A 17,325-nucleotide genomic window follows, 5' to 3' on the forward strand; every position below is an offset into this window, starting at 1 on the left:
GACTATCAATGCGCAAAATTAAGCCAACAATTATAAAGAAAGGTGATGTCATAGCAAGCTATACCACACCACCTTGAACGGCACTATTGAGCAGCAAGTTTCATCTCAAGTTGCCGACGTTTTTCTGCTTTCGCCATCACCCACCAAGCGACAAACGTCGCACACGCTACCGCCAATATGATGAGGGTCGCTAGAGCATTGATTTTCGGGCTGACCCCTAAACGAACGCTGGAGAACACCACCATAGGTAAGGTTGTAGCACTTGGTCCTGAAACAAAACTCGCAATTACTAAATCATCCAATGACAATGTGAATGCCAGTAACCATCCAGCGAGAATCGCTGGTGCGATAGTTGGTAAGGTGATTTGGAAGAAGACTTTCCAAGGCGGCGCCCCAAGATCCATCGCCGCCTCCTCAATCGAGCGATCCACTTCTTGTAGACGAGAGCTGACTACAACGGTGACATAAGCCGTACAAAAAGTCACATGTGCTATCCATATCGTCAACATACCTCGCTGTGAGAAGATGTCGAACACTTGCCCTAGTGCGATAAAGAGCAATAGCAAGGATAAGCCGGTAATCACTTCTGGCATAACCAGTGGGGCGGTGATCATGAAGGCAAAACCCGTTTCACCTCTGAACTTACCAAATCGGTTTAAGACAAAAGCGGCGATAGTACCAAGCACAACAGCTGCACTGGCTGACAAGAAGCCGATCATCAGGCTCAGTCTCACCCCTCCCATCAATAGGTCATCTTCGAGAAGCTCAAAGTACCATTTGATTGAGAAACCTGACCAAACCGTTACCAATCTGTTTTCATTAAACGAATAAATAATGAGGATTAGAATCGGTAGGTAGAGAAACGTAAGACCTGCCGCGAGTATCGCCCACTTCCATTTGGTTTTATATACAGGTATCGCATCCATTAGTTTGCCTCCAACTCACGTTTCTGATAACGGTGGAACCACAGTATCGGAATCATTAACAGTAACAGCATGACAATGGCCACTGCTGACGCCACTGGCCAATCTCGGTTATTGAAAAACTCTTGCCACAACACTTTACCAATCAATATCGAATCTGGCCCACCAAGGAGCTCAGGGATAACGAATTCACCCACAGCAGGAATAAACACTAACATCGAGCCAGCAATGATCCCCGCACGAGTGAGTGGGACAAGAATGCTAAATAGGGTCGTGTATGGCTTCGCACCTAAATCGCTAGACGCTTCAATCAACGAATAGTCCACGCGCATTAAAGCGGTATAGATAGGCAAAACCATGAAAGGTAAGTAGGTGTAAACAATCCCTATGTACACCGCAGCATCGGTATGAAGTATTTTTAGTGGCTCATCAATGGCTCCTAACGACATCAGGACATTGTTAAGCAATCCATTGTTTTTGAGGATGCCTATCCACGCATAAACTCGGATCAAGAAACTGGTCCATGACGGTAGAATGATTAGCATCAGTAAGATGTTTCGAGTCGCTGGTGTTGAGTGAACGATCGCCCAAGCAATCGGGAAACCAATCAACAAACATAAAGCGGTCGAGACTATTGCGATGCGGATCGACTGTAGATACGACGAAATATAGAGATCGTCTTCAACAAGATATTGGTAGTTACCAATATTGAGCAGCAACTGTATTTTCTGTTCCGCATAACTCCACAGCTCACTGTATGGCGGGATTGCAATTTCTGCTTCGGCGAAACTGATTTTGAACACAATAAGAAAAGGTAGTAGGAAAAACAGTAACAACCACCCATAGGGAATCGACAGCAATAGACACTTTGGCGTCGGCACCACACGCCAGAAGTTCAATTTGGCATGAGTTTTCATATCTTAAGTACCACGCTACTTTCTAATTCCCAGCATAGGTTGACCCTTTGCTCCCAAGTCGGCATTTCTTTGCGATGACGGCTAGTGTTTTGCAGTGTGGCAGTCACCAATTTACCGCTTTCTAAACGCACATGGTAAATCGACTGATTGCCCATATAAGCGATATCTTCAACAACACCAGAGCAAGAGTTCTCCGCATTGGATGGTTTGTCGCACAGCATCATCTTTTCGGGGCGTATTGCGATATAAACAGGGATCCCTGGAGCGCCAGATACACCGTGTGCAATTCGAATTGGAGAAGGGAGATCCGGTGTGGCAATTGTTGCGCTGTCTTTGTTGTTGGTCGCGAGAACACCTTCAAATACGTTAACTGAACCAATGAATCTAGCGGTGTATCTTGAGTTAGGGTGTTCATAAATGGCTTCGGGAGAACCGATTTGAGCAAACTGACCTTTGTTCATGATGGCGATGCGACTCGCCATCGTCATGGCTTCTTCTTGGTCATGTGTCACCATGACACATGTCACGCCGACGCTCTCAAGAATATCCACAACCTCAAGCTGCATTTTTTCTCTGAGGTTTTTGTCCAACGCGCCCATTGGTTCATCAAGAAGTAGCAACTTAGGTTTTTTCGCTAGGCTTCTCGCCAAGGCCACCCTTTGTTTCTGTCCACCAGATAGCTGATGCGGCTTACGATTGGCATAGTCGGTCATCCTTACCAACTCAAGCATGTGTTTTACTGTCGCGTCGATCTCTTTGCTTGGCATGCCATCTTGCTTTAGCCCGTAAGCTATATTTTTGGCTACCGTCATATGGGGAAATAGAGCGTATGATTGAAACATCATGTTGACTGGACGACGGTATGGCGGGACATTCGCTAAGTCTTCACCATCGAGTATAATTTGCCCTTCCGTAGGCTGTTCAAAACCCGCTAGCATTCTAAGTAGTGTTGATTTGCCGCAACCCGAGGCACCTAATAAGGCAAACAACTCACCTTGGTTGATGGTCAGGTCGACATTATCTACCGCAACATGGCCATCAAAGTTCTTAGTCAAACCGCGTATTTCTAACAAGGGTTTAGGCGGTTTAGATTTTGTATGGCTATGCACTAGCTCGGTTTCAATAGACATCACACTCATATCTTTCTCCCTACAGCGGCGAGCACCCGAAAGTGCCCGCCTTACAACTTAGTTTTTAATAAAGTCAGTCCACGCACGTGTAATAGTTCGTGAAACCTTATGCGGCAGCATTTTCGAGCTGTACAACTTCTCTTGTGCCTCTGGCGTAGGGTAGATACCCGGATCGTCTAGTATCTCCTGATCGATAAATTCACGAGACGGGACATTTGGATTCGCATACCAAACGTAGTTACTAATTTCTGCGATAACTTCAGGACGCATCAGGAAGTTGATAAACAGATGCGCATTTTCTGGATGTTTCGCTTCTTTAGGAATCGCCATCAAATCGAACCAAGCAAGCGCGCCTTCTTTTGGAATTGAGTAAGAAATTTCTACTCCATTGTCCGCTTCTGCCGCACGATCTGCCGCTTGAAGAACATCGCCAGACCAACCGATAGCGACACAGATATCGCCATTTGCTAGGTCATTGATGTATTGAGATGAGTGGAAGTATGTGACGTAAGGACGAATGTCTTTCAACAATGCGAGTGCATCATTCTTGTAGTCATCCGCATTAGTACTGTTTGGATCTTTACCTAAGTAGTTAAGTGCCGCCGCCATAATTTCGGTTGGCGCATTTAAGAAGCCCACACCACACTGAGCTAGCTTCTCCATATTTTCAGGCTTAAAGACCAACTCCCAACTGTCGACAGGAGCGTTCTCACCAAGTGCTGCTTGTACTTTTTCTACGTTGTAACCGATACCTGTGGTACCCCATAGGTAAGGAATCGCGAACTCGTTGTTCGGATCAACCGTATCAGCCAGAATCGACATCAACTTAGGATCTAGATTTTTGTAGTTACTCAGCTTGCTTTTATCCAGCTTCTGAAATGCACCCGCTTTAGCCTGACGTCCAAGGAAGTCATTACTCGGCACAACAAGATCAAATCCTGTGTTGCCTGAGAGAATTTTCGCTTCCAACACTTCGTTAGAGTCGAAAACGTCGTAAACCACCTTAATACCTGTCTCTTGTTCAAACTTCGCAATCGTGTCTTCCGCGATATAATCTGACCAGTTATAAACGTTAAGAACTTTCTCTTCGCCAGCGTGCACTAATGCCGGTGCAGTAACCATTGCTGCTCCCAGCGCCATGCCGATATATGATTTTAGTTTAACCATTTGGATCTCCGTTCCTCTTGCTTGTTGCTCGTGTACGTGACCGACTAAGACTTGACGTCCGCCAATGTGTTATCTAAAGCTTGTTTCGCTTTAGTGACCAGTTGATCGATTTCATCCTTGCTAATGATAAGTGGTGGCGAACAGATCATTGTGTCTCCCACCGCTCGTAAAACGACGCCTGAATTAAAGCAGTGCTCACGACAGCGAGTACCGACTTCTAGCTCTTTATCAAAACGCTGATTGGTCTCTTTATCCGCTACCAATTCGATAGCACCAACCAGACCCTTGCAACGGGCTTCTGCCACCAATGGATGCTGTGCAAGCTCGCTCCAACGCTGAGCAAAGTATGGGGCGGTCTCTTCTCGAACCTGGTTGACGACATTAAGGCGTTGCATCTCTTTGATGTTGGCAATCGCTACCGCACACGCTGCTGGATGTCCGGAATAAGTAAAGCCATGGGCAAATTCCGTATCAGCATCGGTGAGAACTTTAGCGACGTGGTCACGGACCATCACACCACCAAGAGGCAGATAGCCTGAAGTAATACCTTTAGCCATGCACATCAAATCAGGTTTGATATTGAACGTCTGGCTGGCGAACCATTCACCTGTACGTCCAAAGCCACAAATCACTTCATCGACGATCAATAGAATCTCGTATTTGTCGCAAATACGTTGGATCTCTGGCCAATAGCTATCTGGCGGGATAATCACACCACCCGCACCTTGAATCGGTTCGGCAATAAAGGCTGCAACATTATCTTCACCTAACTCAATAATTTTGGCTTCCAATTGACGAGCACGCTCTAGACCAAACTCGTTGGCATCTTGCCCCTGACCTTCACCAAAGTGATAAGGCTGATCGATATGAACGATATTAGGTAGTGGCAAACCACCTTGCGCATGCATAAACTTCATACCACCCAAACTCGCACCTGCCATGGTGCTTCCATGGTAAGCATTGTTTCGGCTGATCACAGTTTGCTTGCTGGCTTTGCCTTTGCTTGCCCAGTAGTGCCTTACCATGCGCAGTACGGTGTCATTACACTCAGAGCCAGAACCAGTGAAGAAAACGTGGTTCATTCCTTCTGGCGTGATTTCAGCCAGTAATGTTGACAATTCTACCGCTGGTGGATGAGTAGTTTGGAAGAACAGATTGTAATAAGGTAGCTCCTTGAGCTGCGCCGTTGCAGCATCAATGAGTGGCTGGCTGCTGTAGCCAAGGTTTACACACCAAAGCCCTGCCATACCATCAAGAATTTTGTTACCGTCCTCATCGTAAATGTAAACGCCCTCAGCTTTAGTAATGACGCGAGAACCTTTTGCATTTAATGACTTAAAGTTAGTAAAAGGGTGCAAACAATGTGCACTGTCTTGCTCAATCCATGTAGACATAGTTAACTCTCATCTTTTTCAGATATCGAAATAAACTCGGTAAACTGACCACAAACTAGCTCACCTTGTCTCAAGTCACTCAGCCAAAAATGCCAAGTGACTCGAGTCATGATTTACACGTTCAATAATAGGAACTCACGCTCCCATGAACTGATCACTTGGAAAAACGTTTTGTATTCTTTGCGCTTAATGGCGACATAAGCCGCTACAAAACGATCGCCTAAAATTTCACGAAGCTCATCACTCTGCTCCAATAGCACCAGTGAATCTTCCAGCGTATGTGGCAGAGAATATGGTTGAGTTGTCATATCACCTGTACATTCTGGCGTTGGTGTAAGCTTCTCTTTCATGCCCAAATAACCACAAGCAAGGGTGAGTGCCATTGCTAAATATGGATTAGCATCAGCTCCCGCATAGCGGTTCTCGATTCGACGAGAATTTCTATCTGAAATAGGCACTCGCAATCCAACGGTGCGGTTGTCCACACCCCAAGCCACGTTGGTAGGCGCAGATTCACCAAATACCAAACGGCGGTAAGAGTTCACATTCGGCGCAAAAAACGAAATAGCGGCAGGCGTGTATTTCTGCATACCTGCGATATAGTTCATGAAGAGTTCACTGTTAGAGCCATCTTCATTCGCAAACAGGTTCTGACCGTTGTCATCCACTAGACTTTGGTGAATATGCATCGCACTACCTGGCTCATTTTCCATTGGTTTTGCCATAAAGGTTGCGTACACATCATGTTTTAATGCCGCTTCACGTACCGTACGCTTAAACAAGAACACTTGGTCAGCTCTATCAAGTGGCTCACCGTGGTCAAAGTTGAGCTCCATTTGCGCGGCACCAGATTCGTGCACGAGGGTATCAACATCCAACTCCTGTACTTCACAATAGTCGTACATATCTTCAAAAATTGGATCGAACTCGTTTACCGCATCAATACTGAACGACTGACGCGCGGTTTCTGGACGACCGTTACGACCAATTGGCGGTTCAAGTGGGTAGTCCCAGTCGAGGTTTTTCTTAACGAGGAAGAACTCCAGCTCTGGTGCAACGATAGGATTCCATCCCTCTTTCTTGTAGAGATCTAAAACGCGTCTTAGAACGGCACGAGGCGAGATATCTACTGGGTCACCACCCACTGTGTAACAGTCGTGGATGACTTGAGCGGTGGGTTCTTTAGTCCAAGGAACAAAACGAATCGTATCCGGATCCGGTTCTAGCAGCATGTCTTTCTCTGTCAGGTCAATCATGCTTTCATCATCAGGCCAGTCACCGGTTACCGTTTGGAAAAAAACCGCTTCGGGAAGGCGCATTCCTCCCTCTCGAAGAAACTTTTTGGCGGGCATGATCTTACCTCGCGCATTACCAGTAATATCAGGGATGAGGCATTCCACCTCAGTAATCCTATTACTCTCAATCCATTTCGTTATCTTTTCCATGATTACTTCACCTATTGTTTGGCGACAATTTTGTCAGCGACTGGGAATAGAATTGACCTTGAACTGGTCAAATGTCAACCACAAATGTTAATTATTTTGATAATTTGATACTTGTATTTTACAAATAATTAACAATAGTGTTGTGTTTTACTAAACGTTGTGTAAGGGTAATACCGTGCGTTGGATGTTTTTTCATCACTATTAAGTAGGAATGTTATCGACGAAATATGGCTAACGTGTTACCGAACACGCGAAGGAAAGTAAGGACGCACTTGCCTATTCCCATAAGCGGTAATCAACTGAAAGGAAGCGAATTAACAATGAACGAGCTAGTCAAACAAACCATTGCGACCACTCACGATGCCTGCTCAGTTTCCAGCAATGCTGACGCCATCGTGCAATTCATCCGCGAAAATTCCAACGTCACCACCGTCGATTTAATGCTGTTTGATATTAACGGTGTCATACGCGGCAAAAGAGTGAATGCCTCACAACTGGATAAAATTGCTGAGCAAGGCATATGCTTACCCGCTTCTGTTTTCGCCCTCGATATATGTGGCGAAACCGTCGAAGAAACAGGACTAGGATTTGAGCAAGGTGATGGAGACAGACTCTGTATGCTGGTTGACAGTTCATTGCAACTGACGCCTTGGCTTGAGAACAGTGCTCAAGCCATTGTTACCATGTATGAGCCCGACAGCCAGCAGCCCTTTTTCGCCGATCCTCGTCACGTCCTTCAGGGACAATTAGACAAATTCACTCAACGTGGCTTAACCCCATGCGTCGCCATAGAACTTGAGTTCTATCTTCAAGACGTAAAACCCGATGCAGACGGACAACCACAGCCACCAATCATGCCACTCAGTGGCGAGCGAATGACGCAAACTCAAGTCTATTCACTTGATGAGCTTGATGAATTTAAGGCATTTCTTGACGAAGTCTTAGCGACATGTGAAATACAAAACATTCCAGCAGACAATATCACCGCCGAATATGCTCCAGGCCAGTTCGAAGTTAACTTGCGCCACTGCGATGATGTGCTGTTGGCCTGCGACCAAGCAATGCTGTTGAAAAGAGTCATACGCGCCGTCGCGAAAAAACACGGATTCTATGCCAACTTCATGGCTAAACCTTACACCGAACACGCAGGTAACGGCTGCCACGTGCACGTTAGTCTGCTCGATCGCGACGGAGAAAATATCTTCGCTGACGATCAGAACACCCTACTTCACGCCATTGCAGGCATTCTCAACCATATGGATGAAAGCATGGCGGTCTTGGCTCCAAACGCTAACTCCTATCGACGCTTGCAACCGAATATGTTTGTCCCACTCCAAATGACTTGGGGATGGGATAATCGCACCGTCGCGGTTCGTGTTCCCGCTGGTGAAAATAGTAATCGTCGGATTGAACATCGACTTGCAGGTGCTGATGTTAACCCATACTTAACGACCGCTGTCATTCTCGCGTCTATCTTAGATGGCATTGAGAAGCAGCAACTTCCACCAGCACCTATTGAAGGCGATGCCACACTTGTCGACGCACCAACGGTTCCGACCTCTTGGCAAGCTGCACTCGAACTGTTCGACCAGAGTCTGTTCTTGAAAGAGCAACTTGGAGAACAGTTCTGCAAGATCTATTTGGCAAACAAGCAACATGAGCAGGAACATTTTTCCGCTCAGGTATCGCCACTCGAGTACCAATGGTACAAGTAAGTTCAACTTTAGTTTTAAGGACAAAGCTATGAAAGCAAAGCACACCGACTCTTACTACGCAGCGTCAGCAAATCAACACTTTGATTTTCCTACGTTAAAAGGCGCACACAAGGCGGATGTTTGTGTGGTGGGTTCAGGTATTACTGGTGCAACAGCGGCACTTGAACTTGCCAATCGTGGTTTTAAAGTCATTGTGCTTGAAGGCAAACGGGTCGGTTGGGGTGCTTCAGGTCGTAGTGGTGGTCAAGCCATTTTCGGCTGGGCTTCAGAGCAAAGTACTCTCGAAAAACTGGTCGGAAAATCAGACGCACGTAAACTATGGGATATGTCCGTTGACGCTTTGGCACTCACCAAAGGCAACATAAAAAAATACAACATTGAGTGTGATTGGCGGGATGGGATGGTCCATCTAGGCGTCAAATCACGTCACGATCGTGAGCTCAAAGCGTGGCACGATGATCTTACAGAGAATTATGACTACCAATCACTGCAACTTTGGGATCAAAAACAGACACGCGAACACATCGCGAGCGACCGTTATACTTCAGGTTTATTTGACTCTAACAGCGGTCACCTTCATCCGTTGAATTATACCCTTGGTTTGGTTAAAGCCGCGCAAGATGCAGGGGTTGAATTTTACGAACACAGTGAATGTAAGAAGATTGAACATGGCGATCCAGCCAAACTGTTTACGGCAGAAGGCAGCATTGAAGCCAACCACGTTGTTCTAGCCTGTAATGCTTATATGGATGGATTGGAAAGCAAGTTGGAAAATCGTGTCATGCCCGTTGGCACCTATATTTGCGCGACGGAACCGCTCGGTGAAACAGTCACCAATGACCTGATGAAAAATCATATTTCAGCGTGCGATATTAACTTTGTACTCGATTACTTCCGCTGTTCAGGAGATCACCGCATGTTATTTGGTGGCAGAGTCAGTTATTCAGGGGTTGCACCTTTCAACCTTAGAAAAGCAATGCAGTCGAGAATGATTGATATCTATCCGCAGTTGAAAGACGCCAAGATTGATTTTGCTTGGGGAGGCAATGTCGCCATTACCCTCAACCGAGCACCGCACTTTGGCCGCTTGAAGCCAAATGTCTACTTTGCGCAAGGTTTTTCAGGTCACGGCATCGCAGCCACGGGGATGGCGGGAACCTTAATGGCAGAGTGCATCGCCACTACAGCCGAACGTTTTGCTATATTTGATCGAATTCCTCATCACCCATTCCCTGGTGGTCGCTTGTTCCGCACCCCTGCTCTCGTTCTGGCGATGTCCTATTTCAGAATCCGAGATATGCTATAGCCACTCCGATCATTCATATCGAGAAAGCGAGAACTTACGTTCTCGCTTTTTTAATCGTCACAGCTGATGACTCCAATTGAGAGGTGTAATTCTCCGATTCGGACTAACCTGTTGATCATAATTACGCTGTGACTATTGAAATCACTCCATCCGTTATCCATCATCTAATGACAGGTTAACTCACGGATAATGGCGATGACGACACTCCCTAACGCAGAAGAAGTACTAGAGTTTTGGTTTCAAGAATTGGAAGCGAAAGATTGGTTTGTCGCCAACGCTGAAGTCGATGCGCTTATTCGTTCACGCTTTGGGCGTTTAGTGGAAAGCGCCGCAAAGTCAGAACTGTTTACTTGGAGAACGAGTGCCAGAAGTCGGCTTGCTGAAGTGATTGTACTGGATCAGTTTTCACGCAATATCTATCGTAATACCGCGCAAGCTTTTTCTCAGGATCCTCTCGCCTTGTCACTGGCTCAACAGGCGATTGCACTCAACCTCGATAAGGAACTTGAGCTTATTGAACGCAGTTTCCTCTATATGCCATTTATGCACAGCGAGTCAAAATTGATCCACCAGCAAGCAGTCGAACTATTCAACATCTCTGGGATGGAGAATAACTACCAATTTGAACTTAAACACAAGGTCATTATCGATCGCTTTGGCCGCTATCCTCACCGCAATGAAATCCTTGGGCGTGTCAGTACCAATGAAGAGACCGAGTTTCTAACTCAACCGGACTCTAGTTTTTAAGATCGTCCGTATCGCCTCGGTGTAACGCCCTCTACATTAGGGGGCATTACTCAGTTAGTAACTGCGACTGACAAACTCCACTTCATTGACCTGATGGACACGGTTTGTGTATGAGGCTAGCGCATACATGATATTGGCGAGTAGGTTGGCGTACCGGAACAAGATCGGGTCCGGCGACTTCCTGCCTGAGTGTTCAATTGCCACCAAAGCGCGAACCACTTTCTTGGCTTGAGTGCGACACAGATGTAGCTCCGCTGAGATTCGGTGTCCACCGGGTAACACAAACCCTTTGAAGCCACCATCGAGTTTTTCTCTTAACTGGTTGTAGTCACGATAGAGTTCATTCAGGGTTGACTCATCAATCGCCAGCTTCCCGCGAACGGAACCATTGAGGTGATATACATTCGGTTGAAGCCGCAGCAATATATCGCGGCTAACGTCATCCAAATCATAAGTCAGCACTAAACCAATCCTGCTACACAGCTCGTCACTGGCAATTTCAAAGTCACACACTGGGCTATCTTCATAGATGAATGGGTAGCAGATTTCTCCATGATCTTTGCTGACGGGGCGCATGGTCGTTCCTATCCTAAAGCAGAAAGGAGCCACCATGGCTCCTTAATTGGAATCTAAGCTATCCGATCCACTACTGGTTGGAAACCTTTTTATGACCTTCTTCTAAATGAACAAAGTCAACAAGATCATCACCTGACACCTGATAAGCCTGACCGAAGCCTTTTACAAACAGACCTTGCTCCGCTTTTAGATTGAACAAAACAAAATCCTGTAATTGGCTAAGACCGTCAATAATCTCACCAAATCTCTCTTTCATTTGTGCAATCACTAGATTCCATTGCTTGCTATCGCGTTCAACCACTGACGCTACCGCATCAAACGTTAAACGTTTTCGAGCAAACAGCTGTTTCGAGTCACCCTCATCTTCAATCATCATAATCGACACACTTGGATTGACCTGCAAATTACGTGCGTGGCGAGCGATTTCAGAGATTAAGACAAAGTAGCCATCCTGATTCTGCACATAAGGGGCGTAGCTGACATTGGGACGCCCATTTTCATCGACGGTGGCGAGTTGCAATGTACGGCGCGCTTGACGAAATTCTTTAATTTCCGGTTCTAGACGACCTTGCAAACGCTCTTGTTTTACTTGTTGGTCCATTTGAGGCTCCTCAATTTGTTCTCTTAATCTGTATTTGTTATTGGCTCAACTCGTGCTGCCAGCGTTTGAATGTCTCGACTTGAGAAGCAAACAGTTGATGTTTGTCATCACGTCCCAAATAGACTTTAAAGATATTATTACCTTGTGAGCAAAAAAATCCAAAATAGTGGCTTTCTCGCCCTCTAAAAGGCTTACTTACCAGAGCAATATCCTTAATATTTTCTAGCTTCAGATGACCATGTAATTCGCCTTCTTTCCCCATGAGATTGTAGTAACCTCTAGCCTCTTTCCCTCTAGGAAAGGGGGCTTTGACTTCAAAAATAGAGCCAAATGAATGAACGATAGTCGTCACAGGGCCAAAGCCAACCAATTGCTCCAAAACCCATTGCGCTTGCCCCCCAGAGACAAGAGTCACCATGCCATCAGGCAAAGAAGCAACAATTTGAAATTCTGAAACGTTCAGTTTTTCCGCCAAATCCGCAGGCAGCAAAGTCGGTTCTTGCTCCAATAGCTGAACCACTTGTTGTTTTAATGAGGGCATACTCTTTCCATACTGTAGCTTCTTTATCAATAAGGAAGCCGTGAACGATTAAATAGACTTTAGTACGTTTATCTCCACCTGCATAAGAAGACGCCTCTAACGTTTGGTTTAGGTCGACTAATGCTTGGCAGCGAATGTTTTGTTTCTCATTTCAGTGATGGTTGAGATCATAAATTGCCAACAATGAGAATGCAATTGATAATTGATCTTATTTGCATTGTAGGCAATAATCTCGCAGTAATTAAGTAGCTAGATTGGATAAGGAGATAAAGTGAACATTAAACGATACGTTGTTGCCGCAGGTCTATCTGTCGCTGTGCATGCTGCGTTAGTTGTTGTTACACAAGAACCCAAAGCCATGGCAATGCCTGCGGGCAGCCCCTCCAATTCTGTCTCTCTCAATCTAAAAATGACGGCTCCACCAAGCTCAATTCAACCTGTTGTTGAACAAAAAGCTCAAATCAAAACGCAACCTAAGTTAGTCGAGTCGAGCGCAGTTAAACAAGAAAAAAACCTCGCCAAACCGAAGCCAAAGCCAAAACCAAAACCAAAACCAAAACCAGTGGATACCGTCAAAACTCCCGTTTCCAAGCAACAATCTGCACAACAAAAGTCTGATCAGACAGCAGAGAATCAACGCGTGGCAAAGCAAGAGAAAAAGCCTCTCGTTGCACCACAACCAGAGCAGGCATCCGATGATGCGCTACCTCAGGACGTTAACGACGGCGTAAATTTACAGCCCGTGATGGTCACCAAGGCGTCATTTTTGACTAAGCCTACTGCACCCAAATACCCGCGATTGGCAAAAAAGCGTCGCCTAGAAGGCGTGGTTTTGTATGAGGTCTGGCTTGATAAAAACGGCAATCAGGTTAAGCAAGTCCTAATCTCCTCTTCAGGTGCGACGATACTTGATCAGTCGGCTTTAGACGCCATCAAAACGTGGCAGTTCTCGCCACAATCTGTTGATGGTCAGCAAATTGCGCACCGCATTCAAATCCCTGTTCGTTTTAAGTTGGACCAATAATGGAACAAATCAATCATTTGCAACAACAACTCGGCCTGATGACTTGGCCTCTAATCCTTTGCTCTGGGCTTACCCTAATGATCCTCGCCGAGCGCATTTTCCATGTCATCCTCAGTTTAGGTGTTGGCAAACGCGCTATTCGTGCTGAACTAGAGCAAATCACACCAACAGACTCTCAACAGATCGAAGCGCTATCAAAGGCACTGGTTGTGCGTAGACCTCTCCTTTACAAGGGCGTCGCTATGCTACTCGCACAGCACTCGTTTGATAAAACACTGCGTGAAGATGCGGCAGGTATGTGGTTACAAGAGAAGCGTCACCAACTTCAATTTGGTCTGCGTTTGCTCTCTCTAATCGGTGTGATTAGCCCTCTGATTGGGCTACTTGGTACGGTACTGGGTTTGATAGAGATGTTTAAAGGCGTTGCCGCCTCTACAGGAAACATTACGCCCAATGATCTTGCTGACGGTCTAGGAATCGCAATGCGGACAACCGCCGCAGGGTTGATTATTGCTCTGCCTGCCATCGCTGGAGCTCAATTGCTTGGACTATGGGCAGATCGCGTTATCGCTAAGCTTGAACACACCTTGAACTACGTAAATTTATGGCTTGAAGGACTGCGCCTCGGAGAGACTTCATCCAGCAAGGGCAGCGCTAGCGAAAAAGCTTCTAAACTAGAAATTCAGGCCAACTAATGATTAAAGTCTCACACCAAGTAAACCACCACGGATTGGTACCGGACTTAACGCCCTTACTCGATATTATTTTTATCGTCATGGTGTTTTTGATGCTCACAGCAGCCGTCAAACTGGACTCTCTCGAAGTCGACCTACCTAGCGTCGATTCTCCTGCGGTTTCAGTGGTGGAAAATACCTCTCTGACCATCAATATTCTTGAACAAGCCCCCCATTGGGCCATTGATGGTAAACAGTATATCGACTGGAATAACTTCACTCTCGCCTTGCTCGAAGAGCACCGAACCAACAAACAGCCGATAGTGGTTGGTGCTGAAAAAACCGCCGATGTTCAACATTTGGTCAAATTGCTCGCTTTCTTGCAGCAAAACGGTATTCAAGCAACTCAACTACTCACGCAAGATTCTAAATAGCCGAGTCAACTATGTATAAAAATGCCTTCATTCAGCGCTTCGCCACACTTTCCCTGCTTTTCATTGCCGCTCACTCTTTCGCCGATGAAAAAGTCATCAGTGCAGGCAGCGCAGTCACCGAACTGGTCGTGGCACTAGGACAACAAGACAAGCTCGTTGCGGTTGATGTCACGAGTGAAATTCCAGCCAATTTATCGTTAGCAAATATAGGTTATCACCGACAACTATCAGCAGAAGGTCTGCTTGCACTCGGTGCAACTCGTTTAATCGGTTCTGACGAGATGGGACCAGACACGACGTTAAACCAACTCCGTGCAGCAGGGGTGACGGTGGATATTGTTAACACTAAGCCAACCACTGAGGGGCTGTTGCAGCGCGTCGACCAAATTGCTTCTCTACTCGATGCTCAGCAACAAGCCTCAAACTTGAAGCAAAGTATCACTAAACAGATCCATACTTTGGAAGCCAACAAAAACGATCAAGTTTCAGCGAAAAAAGTTCTGTTCTTGCTCATTCATGAAGGGCGTCCAGCCAATGTCGCTGGCCGAGATACCACGCCAAATGCAATCATTGAGTTAGCGGGAGCTCGCAATCCTGCCGCAGAGAGTGTGACGTCATACAAACCTCTTTCAATGGAAGCCCTTGTAGAAATGCAACCGGACGTGATTCTAGTCAGTGGACGTAGCTACAAACAGCTAGGGGGGACAGAAGCCATTCTCGCCAGTATGCCTATGCTGGCAGCAACACCCGCGGGGCAAAACAGCCAAATAATTCAAATTGATGGTCGTGCTTTGGTTGGGGGACTTGGGTTAAAGAGTCTTGCAGAAGCCGAGCGACTAAGCACAGTTTTGAGATAAGAGCACCATAACCATGTTTCTTCGTCGACTGGGTAATACGACAATTTGGGCACTGGGTGGACTTACACTGTTTGTGACTGCTGTCAGTTCAGTGACAGTGGGTCCAATGCATATTGGCTTTTGGCAAAGTGTTCAAAGCCTGATGTTCCAATCGCAAGATCTCGCTCCTCACATCAATCTCGTCATTCATGAAATCCGTTTTCCACGCACACTTCTGTGTATGTTAGTGGGAGCGATTCTGGCACTGTGTGGCAGTGTCATGCAGGGACTATTTCGCAATCCACTTGCCGAACCAGGAATCATTGGTGTTTCCGCAGGGGCCTCCCTCGGTGCCGCGACTGCGATAGTCCTGTTCTCAAGCATCAGTCAGAATCACCCTCAATTTATGAATTTAGCGGCCGTCCCACTGTTCGCTTTTCTGGGTGGAGCACTGACAACGGTGTTGGTCTACAAGTTAGGTACAACCAAGATGGGAACCTCTGTCACCATCATGCTACTCGCAGGAGTGGCTATCAGTGCGCTTTCAGGAGCTGGAATTGGTTACATGAGCTTTGTCGCTGACGATCAGATGCTACGTGATCTCTCCTTGTGGTCGATGGGTTCTATGGCGGGGGCAAACTGGTCTAGCATTCTGCTGTGCGCGACCACGCTGACTTTACTGATGGCGGTGTTCACTCATAAAGCGATGGCACTCAATGCTCTACTGCTTGGTGAGGCAGAGGCCGCACACCTTGGGATTGCTGTACAAAAACTAAAGCGCCAACTGATCCTGCTTAGCGCGATCGGCGTTGGTGTGACGGTCAGTGTATCTGGCATGATCGGCTTTATTGGTTTAGTGATTCCTCACTTGGGTAGGATGATCTCAGGGCCTGATCATCGAACCTTATTGCCGCTTTCTGCATTAATGGGCGCACTGCTGCTCACGCTCGCCGATATGTTTTCTCGAGTGGCCGTTGCCCCCGCTGAACTGCCTGTTGGCATTGTGACTGCCCTTATCGGCGCACCTTTCTTTATCTATCTGCTCTTCAAGCAAAAAGGGACAATCCTATGAACAATGAAATCGTGTTGTCTGCCCAACAAGTTTCTATGTCGTATGGTCATCGTAAAGTGCTCGATAATGTCAGTATCGATATCCGAGCCGGAGAAGTTACCACTCTTTTGGGACCTAATGGGGCGGGTAAAAGCAGTCTACTCAAGTTGCTGTGTGGGGAGATCCCATCACGATGCGATATCAGCTATTTTGGACGCAGTAAAGAGCAGTGGCAGCCAAGTGATTTGGCCAAGCACTTAGGTATGCTACCTCAACACAGTACTCTCAGTTTTCCATTTTTGGTTCACGAGGTTGTTGAGCTTGGTGGGATCCCGCTGAATCTACCAAATAAGCAAGTAAAACTGTTGGCGCAAAAATATATGGAGATGACCGATGTTGGTCATCTAAGCGAACGTCTCTACCCTTCTTTATCGGGTGGGGAAAAACAACGTGTCCACTTAGCTCGAGTATTGGTTCAACTAGCACATTCAGACCGCGAGAAAATCCTGATGCTTGATGAGCCGACCTCAGCATTGGATTTGGCCCACCAGCATAACACGTTAAAAATTGCCCGCAGACTGGCTGATGAACATTGTGCCGTAGTGGTGGTTTTGCATGATTTAAACTTAGCGGCACAATATTCAGATCGTCTTGTTGTTTTGCATCAGGGAAACATTGCGTGTGATGAAGCACCTTGGCATGCGTTAGACGCCGATTTGATTAAGCAAGTCTATGGCTACGACGCTCTTATCACGTCACACCCTACACTAAACTTTCCATTGATCTTTCCTGCATCCTAATCTGGTTCGATAGGTTAGAAAACCTTAGCTATACTCAGGTTATT

Annotated in this window: 18 protein-coding genes; 9 read left to right on the forward strand and 9 right to left on the reverse strand. The window is 46.4% G+C overall.

Features of this window, described 5'->3' with window-relative positions:
- Positions 1 to 83 precede the first annotated feature (83 nt).
- The 6 genes from ACQEXP_RS05740 to ACQEXP_RS05765 all read right to left on the reverse strand — a co-directional run bounded on the left by ACQEXP_RS05740 (position 84) and on the right by ACQEXP_RS05765 (position 6,976).
- Complete coding sequence (locus ACQEXP_RS05740) at positions 84 to 926, reverse strand: ABC transporter permease subunit (protein WP_269375075.1); 843 nt, start codon at positions 924 to 926, stop codon at positions 84 to 86.
- Positions 926 to 1,840 carry a putrescine ABC transporter permease PotH gene (potH, locus tag ACQEXP_RS05745; RefSeq protein WP_426968738.1) on the reverse strand — a complete coding sequence of 305 codons (915 nt, stop codon included), beginning with the start codon at positions 1,838 to 1,840 and terminating at the stop codon, positions 926 to 928. Before potH ends, ACQEXP_RS05740 begins: the two co-directional genes overlap by 1 nt.
- A complete protein-coding gene (potG, locus tag ACQEXP_RS05750) occupies positions 1,837 to 2,979 on the reverse strand; it encodes a putrescine ABC transporter ATP-binding subunit PotG (protein WP_269375077.1) in 1,143 nt (380 codons plus the stop codon). The genes potH and potG overlap by 4 nt, the downstream gene beginning before the upstream one ends.
- A gap of 48 nt (positions 2,980 to 3,027) precedes the next feature.
- The gene (locus tag ACQEXP_RS05755; protein ID WP_269375078.1) at positions 3,028 to 4,137 is read right to left on the reverse strand and encodes an extracellular solute-binding protein; all 1,110 of its coding nucleotides are present in this window, start codon (positions 4,135 to 4,137) and stop codon (positions 3,028 to 3,030) included.
- A gap of 44 nt (positions 4,138 to 4,181) precedes the next feature.
- On the reverse strand, positions 4,182 to 5,531 hold the full coding sequence (locus ACQEXP_RS05760; protein WP_426968741.1) for an aspartate aminotransferase family protein: 1,350 nt from the start codon (positions 5,529 to 5,531) through the stop codon (positions 4,182 to 4,184).
- A gap of 113 nt (positions 5,532 to 5,644) precedes the next feature.
- Positions 5,645 to 6,976, reverse strand: a complete 1,332-nt coding sequence (locus tag ACQEXP_RS05765; RefSeq protein ID WP_269375080.1) for a glutamine synthetase family protein — start codon at positions 6,974 to 6,976, stop codon at positions 5,645 to 5,647.
- Positions 6,977 to 7,296: 320 nt separating this feature from the next.
- Here ACQEXP_RS05765 and ACQEXP_RS05770 point away from each other — a divergent pair, with 320 nt between their 5' ends.
- The 3 genes from ACQEXP_RS05770 to ACQEXP_RS05780 all read left to right on the forward strand — a co-directional run bounded on the left by ACQEXP_RS05770 (position 7,297) and on the right by ACQEXP_RS05780 (position 10,744).
- Positions 7,297 to 8,691, forward strand: coding sequence for a glutamine synthetase family protein (locus ACQEXP_RS05770; RefSeq protein WP_426968743.1), 1,395 nt, complete (start codon positions 7,297 to 7,299; stop codon positions 8,689 to 8,691).
- Between the two features lie 28 nt (positions 8,692 to 8,719).
- Entirely contained in the window at positions 8,720 to 9,997 is a 1,278-nt protein-coding gene (locus ACQEXP_RS05775; protein WP_426968745.1) for an NAD(P)/FAD-dependent oxidoreductase, read from the forward strand.
- A gap of 195 nt (positions 9,998 to 10,192) precedes the next feature.
- Complete coding sequence (locus ACQEXP_RS05780) at positions 10,193 to 10,744, forward strand: DUF924 family protein (protein ID WP_426968746.1); 552 nt, start codon at positions 10,193 to 10,195, stop codon at positions 10,742 to 10,744.
- 54 nt (positions 10,745 to 10,798) lie between these two features.
- Here the strand turns inward: ACQEXP_RS05780 and ACQEXP_RS05785 are convergent, their stop codons facing one another.
- From ACQEXP_RS05785 to hutX, 3 genes are all read right to left on the reverse strand, one after another.
- The gene (locus ACQEXP_RS05785) at positions 10,799 to 11,320 is read right to left on the reverse strand and encodes an ATP:cob(I)alamin adenosyltransferase (protein ID WP_269375084.1); all 522 of its coding nucleotides are present in this window, start codon (positions 11,318 to 11,320) and stop codon (positions 10,799 to 10,801) included.
- A gap of 70 nt (positions 11,321 to 11,390) precedes the next feature.
- Positions 11,391 to 11,921, reverse strand: a complete 531-nt coding sequence (gene hutZ, locus ACQEXP_RS05790) for a heme utilization protein HutZ (protein ID WP_331417411.1) — start codon at positions 11,919 to 11,921, stop codon at positions 11,391 to 11,393.
- 37 nt (positions 11,922 to 11,958) lie between these two features.
- Positions 11,959 to 12,462: a heme utilization cystosolic carrier protein HutX gene (gene hutX / locus ACQEXP_RS05795; protein ID WP_269375086.1), complete on the reverse strand. Its 504-nt coding sequence runs from the start codon at positions 12,460 to 12,462 to the stop codon at positions 11,959 to 11,961.
- A 271-nt stretch (positions 12,463 to 12,733) separates the two neighbouring features.
- On the opposite strand from hutX, the gene ACQEXP_RS05800 reads away from it, so the two are divergent.
- From ACQEXP_RS05800 to ACQEXP_RS05825, 6 genes are read left to right on the forward strand one after another with little or no spacing between them, the layout of a single operon-like run.
- Positions 12,734 to 13,486 carry an energy transducer TonB gene (locus ACQEXP_RS05800; protein ID WP_426968748.1) on the forward strand — a complete coding sequence of 251 codons (753 nt, stop codon included), beginning with the start codon at positions 12,734 to 12,736 and terminating at the stop codon, positions 13,484 to 13,486.
- Positions 13,486 to 14,181 (forward strand): MotA/TolQ/ExbB proton channel family protein, encoded by a 696-nt coding sequence (locus ACQEXP_RS05805; protein WP_426968750.1) that lies wholly within the window; start codon positions 13,486 to 13,488, stop codon positions 14,179 to 14,181. Before ACQEXP_RS05800 ends, ACQEXP_RS05805 begins: the two co-directional genes overlap by 1 nt.
- Entirely contained in the window at positions 14,181 to 14,594 is a 414-nt protein-coding gene (locus tag ACQEXP_RS05810) for an ExbD/TolR family protein (protein ID WP_426968752.1), read from the forward strand. The genes ACQEXP_RS05805 and ACQEXP_RS05810 overlap by 1 nt, the downstream gene beginning before the upstream one ends.
- 11 nt (positions 14,595 to 14,605) lie before the next feature.
- Positions 14,606 to 15,451: a heme/hemin ABC transporter substrate-binding protein gene (locus ACQEXP_RS05815; protein ID WP_426968753.1), complete on the forward strand. Its 846-nt coding sequence runs from the start codon at positions 14,606 to 14,608 to the stop codon at positions 15,449 to 15,451.
- Positions 15,452 to 15,464: 13 nt separating this feature from the next.
- Positions 15,465 to 16,502 carry a FecCD family ABC transporter permease gene (locus tag ACQEXP_RS05820; RefSeq protein ID WP_426968755.1) on the forward strand — a complete coding sequence of 346 codons (1,038 nt, stop codon included), beginning with the start codon at positions 15,465 to 15,467 and terminating at the stop codon, positions 16,500 to 16,502.
- Positions 16,499 to 17,281, forward strand: coding sequence for a heme ABC transporter ATP-binding protein (locus tag ACQEXP_RS05825; protein ID WP_426968757.1), 783 nt, complete (start codon positions 16,499 to 16,501; stop codon positions 17,279 to 17,281). The genes ACQEXP_RS05820 and ACQEXP_RS05825 overlap by 4 nt, the downstream gene beginning before the upstream one ends.
- Positions 17,282 to 17,325 lie beyond the last annotated feature (44 nt).

It is taken from the genome of Vibrio sp. TRT 1302, from assembly GCF_050113875.1.
In the GTDB taxonomy this organism is placed as follows: domain Bacteria; phylum Pseudomonadota; class Gammaproteobacteria; order Enterobacterales; family Vibrionaceae; genus Vibrio.